At 65.8% G+C, this 13,474-nt stretch carries 17 protein-coding genes and 2 riboswitches; of the genes, 4 read left to right on the top strand and 13 right to left on the bottom strand.

Annotation, left to right across the window (positions count from 1 at the left end):
* Positions 1-35 precede the first annotated feature (35 nt).
* The 4 genes from cobA to EL272_RS05900 are packed head-to-tail and all read right to left on the bottom strand — an operon-like array spanning position 36 to position 3,959.
* Complete coding sequence (gene cobA / locus EL272_RS05915; protein ID WP_061787073.1) at positions 36-761, bottom strand: uroporphyrinogen-III C-methyltransferase; 726 nt, start codon at positions 759-761, stop codon at positions 36-38.
* The gene (gene cobBC / locus EL272_RS05910) at positions 758-3,166 is read right to left on the bottom strand and encodes a bifunctional hydrogenobyrinic acid a,c-diamide synthase/histidinol phosphate aminotransferase CobBC (protein ID WP_061787197.1); all 2,409 of its coding nucleotides are present in this window, start codon (positions 3,164-3,166) and stop codon (positions 758-760) included. The genes cobA and cobBC overlap by 4 nt, the downstream gene beginning before the upstream one ends.
* Positions 3,163-3,774 (bottom strand): cob(I)yrinic acid a,c-diamide adenosyltransferase, encoded by a 612-nt coding sequence (cobO, locus tag EL272_RS05905; protein ID WP_061787074.1) that lies wholly within the window; start codon positions 3,772-3,774, stop codon positions 3,163-3,165. Before cobO ends, cobBC begins: the two co-directional genes overlap by 4 nt.
* Complete coding sequence (locus EL272_RS05900) at positions 3,774-3,959, bottom strand: hypothetical protein (protein ID WP_061787075.1); 186 nt, start codon at positions 3,957-3,959, stop codon at positions 3,774-3,776. The genes cobO and EL272_RS05900 overlap by 1 nt, the downstream gene beginning before the upstream one ends.
* Positions 3,960-4,016: 57 nt before the next feature.
* A riboswitch (cobalamin riboswitch) is annotated at positions 4,017-4,077 on the bottom strand.
* A gap of 48 nt (positions 4,078-4,125) precedes the next feature.
* Here EL272_RS05900 and cbiE point away from each other — a divergent pair.
* Both cbiE and EL272_RS05890 read left to right on the top strand, forming a co-directional pair.
* Positions 4,126-5,331, top strand: a complete 1,206-nt coding sequence (cbiE, locus tag EL272_RS05895) for a precorrin-6y C5,15-methyltransferase (decarboxylating) subunit CbiE (RefSeq protein WP_061787076.1) — start codon at positions 4,126-4,128, stop codon at positions 5,329-5,331.
* Positions 5,328-5,771 carry a TadE/TadG family type IV pilus assembly protein gene (locus EL272_RS05890; protein WP_014846303.1) on the top strand — a complete coding sequence of 148 codons (444 nt, stop codon included), beginning with the start codon at positions 5,328-5,330 and terminating at the stop codon, positions 5,769-5,771. The genes cbiE and EL272_RS05890 overlap by 4 nt, the downstream gene beginning before the upstream one ends.
* A gap of 336 nt (positions 5,772-6,107) precedes the next feature.
* Here EL272_RS05890 and EL272_RS05885 read toward each other — a convergent pair whose 3' ends face one another.
* The gene (locus EL272_RS05885; RefSeq protein ID WP_073969973.1) at positions 6,108-7,085 is read right to left on the bottom strand and encodes a hypothetical protein; all 978 of its coding nucleotides are present in this window, start codon (positions 7,083-7,085) and stop codon (positions 6,108-6,110) included.
* A complete protein-coding gene (locus EL272_RS05880) occupies positions 7,082-7,714 on the bottom strand; it encodes a hypothetical protein (RefSeq protein WP_073969956.1) in 633 nt (210 codons plus the stop codon). The genes EL272_RS05885 and EL272_RS05880 overlap by 4 nt, the downstream gene beginning before the upstream one ends.
* Before the next feature lie 295 nt (positions 7,715-8,009).
* Here EL272_RS05880 and EL272_RS05875 point away from each other — a divergent pair, with 295 nt between their 5' ends.
* On the top strand, positions 8,010-8,555 hold the full coding sequence (locus tag EL272_RS05875) for a DUF1707 and DUF4870 domain-containing protein (RefSeq protein WP_014846299.1): 546 nt from the start codon (positions 8,010-8,012) through the stop codon (positions 8,553-8,555).
* 101 nt (positions 8,556-8,656) lie between these two features.
* Here EL272_RS05875 and EL272_RS05870 read toward each other — a convergent pair whose 3' ends face one another.
* The 7 genes from EL272_RS05870 to EL272_RS15255 all read right to left on the bottom strand — a co-directional run bounded on the left by EL272_RS05870 (position 8,657) and on the right by EL272_RS15255 (position 12,708).
* Positions 8,657-8,896 (bottom strand): hypothetical protein, encoded by a 240-nt coding sequence (locus EL272_RS05870; RefSeq protein WP_123823759.1) that lies wholly within the window; start codon positions 8,894-8,896, stop codon positions 8,657-8,659.
* A 96-nt stretch (positions 8,897-8,992) separates the two neighbouring features.
* Positions 8,993-9,817, bottom strand: coding sequence for an energy-coupling factor ABC transporter ATP-binding protein (locus EL272_RS05865; RefSeq protein WP_244926123.1), 825 nt, complete (start codon positions 9,815-9,817; stop codon positions 8,993-8,995).
* Positions 9,790-10,548 carry a cobalt ECF transporter T component CbiQ gene (cbiQ, locus tag EL272_RS05860; RefSeq protein ID WP_061787079.1) on the bottom strand — a complete coding sequence of 253 codons (759 nt, stop codon included), beginning with the start codon at positions 10,546-10,548 and terminating at the stop codon, positions 9,790-9,792. Before cbiQ ends, EL272_RS05865 begins: the two co-directional genes overlap by 28 nt.
* Positions 10,538-10,852, bottom strand: coding sequence for an energy-coupling factor ABC transporter substrate-binding protein (locus tag EL272_RS05855; RefSeq protein ID WP_061787080.1), 315 nt, complete (start codon positions 10,850-10,852; stop codon positions 10,538-10,540). Before EL272_RS05855 ends, cbiQ begins: the two co-directional genes overlap by 11 nt.
* Complete coding sequence (locus tag EL272_RS05850) at positions 10,849-11,526, bottom strand: energy-coupling factor ABC transporter permease (protein WP_041697362.1); 678 nt, start codon at positions 11,524-11,526, stop codon at positions 10,849-10,851. Before EL272_RS05850 ends, EL272_RS05855 begins: the two co-directional genes overlap by 4 nt.
* Before the next feature lie 33 nt (positions 11,527-11,559).
* Positions 11,560-11,686, bottom strand: a riboswitch (cobalamin riboswitch).
* Positions 11,687-11,902: 216 nt separating this feature from the next.
* Positions 11,903-12,553, bottom strand: coding sequence for a precorrin-8X methylmutase (locus EL272_RS05845; protein ID WP_014846292.1), 651 nt, complete (start codon positions 12,551-12,553; stop codon positions 11,903-11,905).
* Between the two features lie 5 nt (positions 12,554-12,558).
* Positions 12,559-12,708 carry a hypothetical protein gene (locus EL272_RS15255; protein ID WP_157682464.1) on the bottom strand — a complete coding sequence of 50 codons (150 nt, stop codon included), beginning with the start codon at positions 12,706-12,708 and terminating at the stop codon, positions 12,559-12,561.
* Between the two features lie 69 nt (positions 12,709-12,777).
* Here EL272_RS15255 and lipB point away from each other — a divergent pair, with 69 nt between their 5' ends.
* Positions 12,778-13,440 carry a lipoyl(octanoyl) transferase LipB gene (gene lipB, locus EL272_RS05840; protein WP_014846291.1) on the top strand — a complete coding sequence of 221 codons (663 nt, stop codon included), beginning with the start codon at positions 12,778-12,780 and terminating at the stop codon, positions 13,438-13,440.
* The last annotated feature ends 34 nt before the right edge of the window (positions 13,441-13,474 follow it).

Here is a 13,474-nt window from a genome sequence, read left to right as displayed (position 1 = left end):
GGCTGTACCGACCGGAGACGGCCTCGGCGCGTTCCTCAGGCCCCGAGGCCCGCGACCTCCCCGATGATCGTGACGGCCGGGGGACGCACTCCCTCCGCCTTCGCGATCTCCGCAATCTCACCGACGGTGGAGCGCAGCACCCGCATCTGGGGCAGGCCGGCGTTCTCCACCATGGCCGATGGGGTCTGCGGATCCAGCCCGGCCTCGATCAGGCATTCGGTGATCCGGGGCAGGTGGAACACCCCCATCATGATCACGAGGGTCAGACCGGAGCCGGCCAGGCCTTCCCAGTCGACGTCGCAGCGTTCGTCGCCCGGGGGAACGTGCCCGCTGACCACGGTGTAACCCTGCGTGATGCCGCGTTGGGTGACCGGGATCCCCGCCAGCCCGGCACCAGCGATGGACGAGGAGACACCGGGCACGTAGCTGACGGGAACGCCCGCAGCGACACAGGCCAGCCACTCCTCGTAGCCGCGCCCGAAGACGAACGGGTCGCCGCCCTTGAAACGCACCACGACCCTGCCCGCCAAGGCCTGCTCGACGAGGATCTCGTTGATCCTTTCCTGCGGGGTGAACTTGCCGCGGGGAATCTTCCCGACGGGAATGATCTCCGCCCCTTTCCCGGCCTCGGCCAGGAGGGCCTCCGGAACCAACCGGTCGGTGACGATCACATCGGCTTCGCGCAGGGCCTTCAACCCGGCAACCGTGATCAGGTCCGGATCTCCCGGACCGGCACCAACGAGAACGACACGACCGCTCATTCCATCTCCTTGCCCAGCGCGTCGATCAAACGGGCCCGAAGCCCGGGTTCAGGAACGCGCACCCTGAACCATTCGGAATCCAGCCCCGGGAAGGTATCACCTCGACGCACTCCGAGCCCACACGCCCTCAATTTCTCACGCAACCCGGTCGGTCCTTGGACCAGCAGGAACGGAGCATCGGAATCGACGACGTACAACCCCAGGGCCCGCAGATCCGCGGTCAGGGCGTCACGGCCGTCCCGAAGTTCTTCCTGCCAGCGTTGCGTCTCGGAGCGCGCCCTGTCGGAGCAGACCGCGCGGATGGCCGCCAGTGCGGGACTCGATACCGCCCAGGGCGTCTGAATCCGCCGGAGAGCCGCGATCAGGGTGGGCTCGCCGATGATGTAGCCGACCCGCAGCCCCGCCAGCCCCCAGGTCTTGGTGAGCGAGCGCAGCACGAGCACCCCGGTCAGGTCGCCACCGAGCAGCGACTGCGACTCCCCCGGCACCGCATCCATGAACGCCTCGTCGACCACCACCACCCGGCCCGGCCTGATCAGTCGCCTGATCTGATCGGCGGGATGCAGCACCCCGGTCGGATTGGTCGGATTCCCGACGAACACCAGATCGGCCGTCTCCGGGACCCGCTCCACATCCAACCGGAACCCGTCCTCCGGCCAGAGCAGCACCCGTTGCGGCACCACCCCCGCGGCTCGAAGCGCGGCCTCGGGTTCGGTGAACTGCGGATGGATCACCGCGGGATGCCGGTACCGCAACCCGCGGGCGACGAGGGTGAACGCCTCCGCCACCCCGGCGACGGGCAGCACGCATTCCGGTCCGGTCCTGTGCCAGGCGGCGAGCACCTCGATGGTCTCCCCCGTTTTCGGATAGGGAGCCAGCTCCACGGCCCCAATCTCTGCCAGCAGCCACTGCGGAGGGGACGTCAAACGGACGTTCACGGCCAGGTCCTCGATGCCATCCGCGAGTTCCGCATCGCCGTGGTGGTCCAGGTCGAAGTCCCCCGGGGAAGCGGCACTGCGCGACACGATTCCCGCGCCTGCGGCGGGGTCCGGCCGGTGGGCGTGGACCGCCTCGGCGAACCTCTGGGCCAGCTGGGGATGCCCGGCCCAGTGAACGTGAAGATAGGAGGCGTGCACGTTGCCCCGGGCCCAGCCGTCGGTCCTGGGACCGTCGGGGGTCTCCCACTCCCAGCCGGGTTCGCTGCCGGGAGGGAACTGGGTCGTGGTGCGGTGGAACTCGTGCCCGGTGATCTCCTCCCCGGCCCGCGCGTAGAAACCGTCCCGGGTCGTCGTGGCTCTCCGGTATCCGAGGGTCAGGCGCGGACCCATGGCCGCCACCCCGGGAATCGCACCGACCATGCCGGTGGCGTCGACGCTGCCGGACAGGTACAGCATTCCTGCACACTCCGCCACCACCGGTCCCCCGGAGGCAACGAAGTCCGCGATCTCCTGCCGCAGATCGGCCCGTGAGGCCAAGGCTGCCGCGTGAACCTCGGGAAACCCTCCCCCCAGATAGATGCCCGCAGTGTTCTCCGGCAGCCGGTCGTCGACGGCGGGGTCGAAGACCTGCACCCGGCAGCCCGCGGCCTCGAGCAGTTCCACGGTCTCCGGGTAGCGGAAGGTGAAGGCTCTGCCGCCCGCGACCGCAACCACGGGCCGGCATCCGCTTGGGGGTGTGACCTCAGCGGCCGGGTCCCACGCGGTGACGTCCAGTTCCGGGGCGGACCGCGCCGCCGCAATCAGGGCGTCCAGGTCGATGTGCGCGCTGACCTGGGAGGCCAGCCGTTCCATGGTCGCGTTCGCATCGGCCCGTTCCTCCACGGGAACCAGCCCGAGATGCCGCGAGGGCGCTTCGATGGCGGCATCGCGTGGCAGCACCCCAAGGATCGGCAGCTCCATTCCCTCCAGGGCGGACAGCACCTCCTCGCGATGCCTCGGGGAGGCCACCTTGTTGATGATCACCCCCGCGAAGTTCAGGGCGGGGTCGTAGTGGGTCAGGCCCAGCGCGACCGCCGCCACGGAACGCGAGGTGTGGGAGGCATCCAGGCACAGCACTATCGGGGCGTCGACGAGTGCGGCGACGTGCGCCGTCGACCCGAACCCGCGGGTACCGAGCTGCCCGTCGAACAGGCCCATCACACCCTCGATCACGGAGATCTCGGCTCCCCGGGCACCGTGGGCCAGCAGGGGCGCCACCCGGCGCTCCCCCACCAGGAACGGATCCAGGTTGCGCCCCACCCGTCCCGAGGCGAGCGCATGGTAACCCGGATCGATGAAATCGGGACCCACCTTGAAACCCTGGACCACCATCCCACGGGCGGCCAGCGCCGCGATGATCCCGGTAGTGATGGTGGTCTTGCCCTGCCCCGACGCGGCTGCGGCAATGACGAAACGGGGAATGTTCACCACTCGATGCCCTTCTGACCCTTCTGACCCTCGTCGAAGGGGTGCTTGATCTTGGTCATGTTCGTGACCAGATTCGCCAGTTCCAGAACCGGTTCGGGGCAGCGGCGTCCGGTGATGACGACGTGCTGGAACCCGGGCCGGTTCGCCAAGGTCTCCACCACCTCGTCGACGTCGACCCACCCCCACTCCATCGGGTAGGTGAACTCGTCGAGGACGTAGAGCCCGTGGGTCTGTTCCGCCAGTCGGCGTTTCACCTCCTCCCAGCCGTCACGAGCGGCCCGGGCGGGATCGTCCTCGGATGTCTTTCGCGTCCAGGACCATCCGGAACCCATCTTGTGCCATTCGACGGCGCCGCCCTGACCGGTTTCCTCGTGCAGCTTTCCCAGGGCCTCGAGGGCGGTCTGTTCACCGATCCGCCACTTCGCCGACTTCACGAACTGGAAGACCCCGATGCTCCATCCCTGGTTCCAGCCTCGCAGCGCCAGACCGAAGGCCGCCGTTGACTTTCCCTTTCCCTCACCCTGGTTGACGATCACCATGGGCCGGTTCCGGCGCTGCTTCGTGGTCAAACCGTCGTCGGGCACGGTCTCCGGGGTTCCCCGGGCCATCAGGCAACCTCCTCGGCTTGCAGGTCGCTGCGAACCACATCGGTGAGGGCCCGGACCATGGTGGACTCCGCGGTGCCCTTCTCGCCTTGCGCCAGGACGCCGTCGATTTCCGGGGAAATGCCGGCCAGGCTCAGAATGCACGCCATGTCCTCGGCCCCGAGTGCCGCGGTGAATGGAAACTTCATTTGCTGGAGGTGTGCCTTCCTGTGGGTCCGCGCCCACGTCGCAGTTGGCTGGATCGATGGCCTGGCTTACCCCATGGGGTACACAGTGGCGGGACCGCTGCGGATTCTCACCGCATTCCGCATCCAGCGGCCCCATTGTTCCACAATCTGGATAAGCTCTCTCATCATGATTGACGTCGTTGGTGTACCCGCGTCCGGGCTCGGTGAGCTGCCCCCGCACCTGCGGGAGCTGGTGACCTCCGCTCCGGTCGTGGTGGGGGGCGCCAGACACCTGAGGATGCTTCCCGACCCTTCGCGCGGTGTGCAGTGGCCCACGCCGCTGCGCGCCGGGGTGGCGGGGCTGTTCAGAGAACTCGGCGACGACGTGGTGGTGCTGGCCTCCGGTGACCCGCTGTTGTCCGGGGTGGCGACCACCCTGATGGAGGTACTGGGCGCGGAACGCATCCGGGTGCATCCTGCGCTGTCATCGGAGACCCTCGCACGCTCCCGGATGCTGTGGCCCGCGGAGACGACCAGCTGGGTTTCGCTGGTCGAACGCGATTATCAGCGCGTGCTGACGCTGGCCGCGCCCGGCGAACGGGTCATAGCCCTGTCCGCGGATCAGACCACCCCGGGGGAGCTGGCCCGGACCTTGGTGACGGCGGGCTGGGGGAACTCGGCCATGACGGTGTTCGGCAACCTCGGCACGCCGAAGGAGTCCCGGCAGGACTTCACGGCGGAAACCCTCGCCACGCACCGAGAGGAACTGCCACGCCTGAACGTGGTGGCCATCGAGTTCGACACCGGCACGTGTCCGGTGGTCGTCGGGCCCCTGCTGCCCGACGAGGCCTTCGCCAACGACGGGCAGCTGACGAAACAACCGATTCGGCTTCCGGCACTGGCGGCCTTGGCGCCGGCACGGAATCAAGTGCTGTGGGACGTCGGGACGGGATCGGGAAGCGTCGGCATCTCTTGGTGTCGCAGCGCCCCCGGCACCCGCACCGTCGCTTTTGAGAAACGCGGCGATCGCGCTGCCCGGGCCCGCGACAACGCAGCTCGCCTCGGGGTGGCGGATCGTTTCGAGGTGCGGGTGGGAGACGCCCTGACCCTGATGTCCGATCCGTCGCTGCCCATCCCGGATGCCGTCTTCTTCGGTGGGGGCGCCAACGCGGAAACCTGCGAGACCGCACTGGCCGCGCTTCCCGCCGGGGGACGGCTGGTGATTCATTCCGTCACTTTGGAAACCGATGTCCTGCTCGCCGGTTTGCATGCCCGACTCGGCGGCGAATTGATGAAGGTCTCGTTCGAGACCGCGAAACCCCTCGGGTCGTTCCGCGGCTGGCAACCGGCACGCACCGTCACCTGCTACTCGCTGGTAAAGGAGACCTCATGACCGTGCATTCGCTCGGGATTGAGATCCGGGATCGTGCCATGAGAAGCGTTCGGGACCGCAGCGAGCGCGGCGCCATCACGGTGTGGACGGCAGTGGCGCTTATCGGTTTCATCCTGATCGTCGGGATCGGGGTGGACTTCGCGGGGCAGGTCAGGGCCACGCAGGAGGCCCGTGGCGTCGCTGCGGAAGCTGCCCGGGCCGGAAACCAACACCTGAGGATGACGGACGGGCGCCTGAGCCCCGAACCCGATGTCGCAAAAAAGGCGGCCGAGAACTACGTGGCGGCGTCCCGATTCCACGGCACGGCCCGGGTGATCGGCAATAACATTGTCGAGGTGGAGGTGACGGGAGAGTACACCTGCGTGTTCCTGAACATCATTGGGATCACCACTCTTCCGGTCCGGGCGAAAGGCACATCTGAACTACACCATTCCTCCTAGAAATCCCGAGAGGACGCCACTGGCCCTGCCGCACCTCATGTGACCGCATCACGGGTCTCCACGAGCCGACTTGTTCTCTGAAAACCACACCGATCGACACTCCTTCATGGTGATCTTCCAGAGGACACGCCGAGCCCTGTTCACAACCGCCCTCAACCGCGTTCCCACCAGGAGCTCCGCCGGCTGCTGCAGAACACCTGAACAAACCTCAGCAATGTTGCCATTACCATCAAACCCGCGGCTTTCTCACAGACCCATTTCCGCGATGACCCTTACCACGCCATTACCCATTCTCGGGTTTTCCAGGTCGTCTCGCGTAATTGGTGCGACAGGTCGTCAGCAGCCGTGTTTGTTGTGGTTGGTGGGGCAGGGGGCTTCTCTGGTGGGGGTGCTGGTCGGAACCGGTAGTGTCGGGGTGGTGGGGTTGTGGTGCCTGTCGTTGGGGATGTTGACTGCGGATACCTCGACCACTTTGGTGTGGGCTTGGGTGGTGAGGTTCATTTCGATGGTTCCCTGTTGTCCGAGACCGGTCCAGACGATCACCCAGTGCGCGGTGGCTGTGATGGTGTAGTTGCCGGTTTGGTGGTAGATGTAGCCGCAGCTGGGGGATTTTTCGTTGCGGGTGTTGTGTTCGGGGTGTTCGATGCCTTTGTCGCATGTTTTGGTGTCGCCGTTGCCCATTTCCCAGGTGAGGTGGGTGACGGCTGCGGTGGCGGTGATCGAGTGTCCGGATTGGGTGACGGTTTTGGTGATGGGTCCCCAGGTGTTGGGGGTGGGGTTTTTGATCCACATCCAGTTGTTCCAGCCGACGTAGTTGTATCCGTTGGGTAGTTCTTCGAGGGGGTGGGGCCATAGTCCGATGTTGGGGGCGTGGAGGTCCATGCGTTCCATGGCGATCCGGGCCAGGGTCGCGGGTGCTGGGGTGTTGCCGGGGCCGGTGGGGTCGTCGGTTGGTGTGGGTAGGCCGGGTAGGTAGCTGGCGCAGGAACCGTTGGTGGTGTAGCTGATGCAGGGGTCCGGGGGGTGTTGCTGGTCGAGGGGTAGGCAGGGTATCCCGACACATGGGGTGTATCCGGGGTATGTGGGTGCTGTGGTGGGTCGGGTGATCGGGTCCTGTCTGGGTCTGCCGGGTCGGCCGGGTTTCCCGGGTTGCCCACCAGATCCCGGAGCCCTGATCTCAAGCTTGCAGAAGCCATCGGTTTGCCTTTGCGCGCAGCGAACATTGCCCTCGGCGCGGGCCGATTGCGGGGACAGGCCGGCCGCGGCCAAGAAACATGCAATGAGGAAAACAGCAATGATGGTCAAGCGTTTCATGCCGGGCACCTCAAGGCGTTTTCGTTCGTGGCATCCCCGACCTTCCAGCCTTCTCCTGTTTTTACCACGTCAATGTTCCACGCGAGGTAAATCGGACGTTCCCCAGGTTTCATGATGGGCTTACCGGTTTTCGAGTCCACAACATTATAATTGGTGGTGTCCGTGCAAGTCTGAACCGTGATGACTTTCATGTCATCTTCCTGCCTTGCCTCTGATGCGCCAGTGATATGAACACCGACGGTTCCAGTTTGAACTCTGCCTTGTTCTCGGTACTCGGAAACTCGTTCTAGCTGTATAGTTTGGGTTTGTCCAATGGTGATGTTCATCAGAGATTGGGTTTCCGCTTCGGGGTCGCTCAGCACTCCGTCCAAGATATGGAAAAACTCGATCACGGTGTTTGCTGCTTCGAGTTGCTCCGGGGTGAAGGTTTCCGATGGCTGCGGTTTTGAGGGCGAGGGAACCGGCGGCGAGGAGGAGGGGGTTGTGGTGGTTCGGGGAGGCTGTTGTGGGGCGGTCCCCCAGGATTCCGAATCGCTGCTCCCCGGACGGGGCGACTGCCCGCCACACGAGGACAGCAACAAAACCACGGCCACAGCAACCGCAGCGGCTCCTCCGAAGTGATGTTTCATTGTTCAACACCTCCATTGGTGTCACAAACCCGGCAGGTGTCTCCAACCCGGGATCACACGACTCTAGAATCAACATCCGGACCCTGTGAGGCAATGCGGAAACTCTGGCCAAAAGTTAAGGGCCCTGCAGCAGGAAGTGAAGCAGGTGGTTTCGGCTCAGCGGCTCCGCCAGGTTTCTTCCTTGGACGCGATCCCGCAGGGACACCTCACCGCAGGATCTCTCAGGGGCTCCACAGGGGTGAACCGGGGCTGACCCCAATGGTGTCACCGCCGCGGCGGTGTGACACTGGGTTGCATGACCACAAGTATCAGCGACACCATCCGGGAGAAAGCCATCGACATCGTTCAGCGCGCCTACGCAGAGGGGCGCATCAACGAACCGGAGCTGGAGCACCGATTGGGCCTGATCCTTGAGGCCAACTCACCCCAGCAGCTGCGCATGGCGATCGCGGACCTGCCCACACCTCCCCGGGCACTGACGCCCACGCAACCCGGCGCCGTCGCCACCGGGCTCGCGAGCTCTTCCACCGACACGGCCGCGCTGATCCATTTCACCGGGCTGTTCTCAGGGCCGATCGGACCCGGCCTGGCCTGGCTGGCAACCAAGAACGGATCGGTGGTCAATCGCGAAGCGGCCAAAGCGCTGAACTACCAGATCCTCGCCGCCGCCGGTTTCATCGCGGGAGGGATGCTGAGCTTCCTGGGCCTCGGTTTTCCCCTCTTCCTGTGGACCATCGGATGGATGGCACTCACCATCATCAGCGTGGTCAAGGCCAATCGGGGCGAGGACTGGGAGAATCCGCTGACCCAAATCACCGGGTTCCGGCCCATAACATATTGAGCCCTGCCCCTCGACCGAAGCTCCTCAGAGGAGTTGACGGCAATCGTCCTGCACAGGCACCCACCGGAATTGGTGACCCGTGGCGCAGGACGATTTCACTGTCAGCTCTCGATCGCGCTGGGCATCCGGGTTTCCGGACCCCCGGCCTCGCCGAAAAGGTGCCCCGGCAACCACATCGGGTTTGCCAGATACCCCCCGGGGCATTCATCAACCTGCCCGAGCCCGGTTTCCACCCCACCCCGGACCGTCTCCGACGTCGCTTCTCCCCTCAGCACCTTGAACCTGGTGGTCTTCCAGGGCAGTCCCGAGGATGTTGAACTACACTCCTTCGCTTTTCTCATGAGAACAACCACTTCTTGTGAAATCCTTTTCAGTTCGTATTCGGGTCCGTGCTGCCGGAGGCCGCGACGGCCCGTGAACCCGGCGACGGGCTCGTTTCAGCCGATGGGCCAGCGCTGCCTGACCTGCTCGACACTGGTCGCGGGGGTTTCCCACCCCAGCGCCGCGGACAACTGCAGCAGGATCGGTTGACGCAGGCGGGCGGCCGCCAAGAGCTCGGCATCGCTGAGCAGCTCCACGAGCCCGCCCTGCCGCAGCCTCCCTTCGGTCATCACCGCGGCATGGGTGGCGAAGGCCAGGGCGTTGTCCACCTCGTGGGTCGAGAACACCAGCGTGGTGCCCCGAGCGTTGATCTCCCCCAGCGTCTGCAGCAGGGCCTCGACCCCGGCGGGATCCAGCCCGGCTGTCGGTTCGTCGAGCAGCAACACGTCCACGTTCATCGCCAATGCACCGGCGATTACCACGCGTTTCCGCTCCCCGTAGCTGAGTTGATGGGTGGGCCGGTCGGCCAGGTGTTCGATGCCCATGGCGGATATCGCCGAATCCGTGGCCTCAGCGGCCTCGGTTTCGGACAGCCCCAGGTTCAGCGGACCAAAGCTAACATCCTGCCGCACGTCCGCGGAGAACAACTGATCGTCCGGGTCCTGCAGCACCAGTTGCACACGACGCCGATGCTCCCTCAGCCCGGCACGGTCGAAACGCACCGGATCCCCGTCGAGGAGAACCTGCCCGGCCGATGGCCGGTGCGCACCTGCGATGGTGCGCAGCAGGGTGGTTTTACCCGAGCCATTGGCACCGAGCAGCGCCAACCGGGCCCCTGCGGGGACCTCCAGGTCGAGGCCCCGCAGCACCTCGCGCCCCTCGAAACCCGCGACAATTCCCGTCGCAACCAGTCTCATCGCGTCCACAACGCAACTCCCCACGTGAGGATCATTCCCACCAACACCCAGACCGGGAGATGCCGGTTTCCGCGCCGGGACGGCAGGGTTGTCAAGGTTGATTCGTGCCCCCGGATGGCAAGGCCGTCGGCCAGGCGGGCGGATGCCAACCAGGTACGCACGGCAACCGCACCGACCAACTGCCCCGCCTCGGCGAACCGCCGCTTCAGGGGGCCGGTGCCGCCGAGACGTTGCTGCTGGGCCTGGCGCACCAGGACCAGCGAGTTCCAGGCGGTGAAGATCATCCGGTACATCAGCGAGGCGATCTCGATCAGGGGGGCCGGGACGTGCAGTTTTCTCAGCCAGCTGAGCAGATCCACCATGGGGGTGGTCATGGCCAGCACCAGCACCCCCAGGGTTCCGGCCGTTGCACGCAGCAGCAGACCGACCCCCAGGGCGATGTCGGTTTCCCGGATCCCCAGCCAGCCCCAACGCCAGCCGGGTCCCTCGAAAGCACCGATCGTCAGCGTCGCCGAGACCGCTCCCAGGATGATGAACACCGCAGGAGCGGTCATGGCGGCGGTCACCATGCGGGCCGGAATCCTGGCGACAGTCAGGGCGGCGACGGCCATTGCCGCGACGAGAACCGCGGTTGGCCAAGGACGGGCCAGCAGCGCCGTCAACACGAGCAGCAGCGACAGACCCACCTTCTGACCGACCGGGATGGCCCGCCAGGGACTGCCCCAGGCGGAATCGTCCAGGCCGCTAATCCTCAACGGAAGCGGACCCCCCGGCTTCCTTCTCGGCCTTGCGCCTGCCGGCCATGCGGCCGAGGCAGTAGAACATGATCCCGGAGCCGAGAGCGGCCTGCATGGCGAACAGACCCGATTCGACCTCATCACCCGCGGGTGGGGCGATGGGCTTGAACCAGGGCTCGGCGCCGTTCTCCTCCAGGATGTCGGTCACGGCCGAGTCGGTGCCACCGAACTCGGATTCGGCGGGAGCGGTGTAGAACGGGATGCAGAACAGCAGCACCAAGGCGACGAGTCCCGCGATGACTCCCCACTTGTTCAGTTTCATGACGCCGCCTCCACGTCCTTGCGGGAGAGCACACCGAGCTTCGACAGCTCGGACGATGCGACCCTGGTCAGGAAGGAGAACAGGAAGACGCCGAGAACGCCCTCGGCGAGAGCCAGCGGAATCTGGGTCAGGGCGAAGATGGACATGAACTTCACCAGGGTGGCCCCGAAGCTGCCCTCGGTGCCCGGGTATGCAATGGCCAGCTGGAAGCTCGTGACGACATAGGTGCTGAGGTCTGCGACGGCCATGGCGAGGAACACCGCCACCATCTTGTTGACCTTCTTGAACAGCACCCACATCAGGTAGCCACACCACGGGCCCACGATGGCCATGGAGAACACGTTCGCCCCAAGGGTCGTGAGGCCTCCGTGTGCCAGCAGGATCGCCTGGAAAAGCAGCACGATGGTCCCGAGGAAGGCCAGGACCGGAGGTTTGAACAGCACGGCCCCGGCACCTGTTCCGGTCGGGTGCGAGGATGAACCCGTGACCGATGGCAGCTTCACCGCCGACAGGGCGAAGGTGAAGGCGCCGGCTGCTGCCAGCAGGAGTTTGGAGTCAGGATCCTTGCGCACTTGTTTCACGACGGCCATGGCCCCGTGGACCACGAACGGCGTCGCGGCCACGAACCAGGCAGCGGCCTGCAACGGGGGCAGGAAACCCTCTGCGATGTGCATGACGAAACACATCCCTTCTGCGGAATCATGCGTTCCGCGACGGGGCGTGGGACGAGTTCCTGACTTGCCTGGATTGGCTCACAGTGGCGCGACCGTCCCGGATTTTCACCGGGTTCCTCGTGACTAACCCACGCTTCGGACCTCACACTACCGGAACGAGGCGCAGTGTCCACATCCTGCCGGAGGCAGCCACTTGCGCCGGGGAACAGCTGATGATAACGGGAGCCCTCATGTTCTTCTGAGCCGAGCCGAACCCCGCCACCGAAACGGTGGTCCAACGTTCGCTGGCCGCGGGTTCATCGGGAACGTGTCGTCCCCCCCCGTTGGCGTGGCGGTCCCGGCCTGACCTCGCACCGGAAGGCCCACGGGACTTTGGTCACAGCTCGAACTCGCTCGCCAGGGCGTTGATCGCCGAAGCGGCCAGCGCGGATCCCCCGCGATACCCGTGAACCACGAGCCACGGCACCCCGAAGTCGGAATCCGCGAGGGCTTGCTTCGACTCTGCCGAGCCGACGAAACCGACGGGAACACCGATGATGGCTGCGGGGCGCGGCCCGCCATCGGCGATCACTTCCAGGAGGTGGAACAGCGCCGTCGGGGCGTTCCCGATGGCGACCACCGCGCCCTCGAGGTCGTCGCCCCACAACGACACGGCTGCCGCGGAACGGGTGGTTCCCCATTCAGCGGCCAGCACCGCCGCCCGTTGATCGCGCAGGAAGCAGTGCACCTCGTTGTCGGCGGGAAGGCGCCTGCGGGTGATACCGGACTTGACCATGTTCGCGTCGACGAAAATCGGGGCTCCCCCGCGCAGGGCGCCGCGTGCGGCGGATACCAGGCCGGGATGGAAGACGATGTGCCGGGGCAGGTCGAGATCACCGGCGGTGTGGATCATGCGCACCGCCACCTGGGCCTCATCGGGAGTGAAAGCCGTCAAGTCGGCTCCCTCCCGGACAATACGGAAGGATTCCTTGGAAATGGCGGAACCGTTGGTTTCGTAGGAATAGCGTCTCTCGGGTCGCTTCACCACCGAGGTCACCTGCCGACCGCGGCCAGGACGGTCCCGGCATCCACCGAGGTGATGAACCCCACACACTCCCCGCCGGATTCACCGCAGTTCTCGTCCATGGTGTATCGGGAGCGCGGGAGGCCGGGGCAACAGCCATGTTCAACGTTTCGAATCATGTCTGCCATTCTGTTCTACCCGCTTGCCCACTGCCGGAGACGACATCCGGGAATGCCGTCCGGGCTACGATGTTCGCGATGTTGACCTTCGAGTACCGCGGCCTGGGCACTGAGCATTTCCGCAGCGACTACCGGGAATCGTGGGATTACCAGCGCCGGGTGCACGCCGAGGTCGCGGCCGGGAAGCGACCCGGGCACGTGATCCTGCTGGAACACGAACCCGTCTACACGGCGGGACGGGCCACCCTGCCAGAGGAGCGTCCCTTCGACGGCACCCCGGTGGTGGACGTGGACCGGGGCGGGAAGATCACCTGGCACGGCCCCGGCCAGCTCACTGGTTATCCGATCCTGCCTCTGCCCGATGGCGTCGGGGTGGTGGATCCGATCCGGCGTTTCGAGGACGCCGTCGTCGATCTGCTGACCGATTACGGCTTGGACGGGCGACGCGTGACCGGCAGGACGGGGGTCTGGTTGCCCGCTTCCGGGGGCCGGCCGGAACGCAAGATCTGTGCCATCGGGATCAGGGTTGCCAGACGAACCACGATGCACGGTTTCGCCCTCAACGTGCTTCCCAACCAGGAGGCGTTCGGAAACATCGTTCCCTGCGGCATCAGCGATGCCGGGGTGACCTCCCTGGCGGAGGAACTGCCCGGGAACTGGGATGTCGCCACGGTTGCTCACGACCTGGAGCCCCATCTCCGAGGACACCTGGTGGCCTTCGAACACTGGTGAACCGGTGCGCACGAACCCACGAGGTGGCTCGGTG

It is taken from the genome of Arachnia propionica (assembly GCF_900637725.1).
Lineage (GTDB): Bacteria > Actinomycetota > Actinomycetes > Propionibacteriales > Propionibacteriaceae > Arachnia > Arachnia propionica.
Note: the sequence above shows the minus strand (reverse complement) of the source record. Positions and strands in the feature narration are given on the sequence as shown.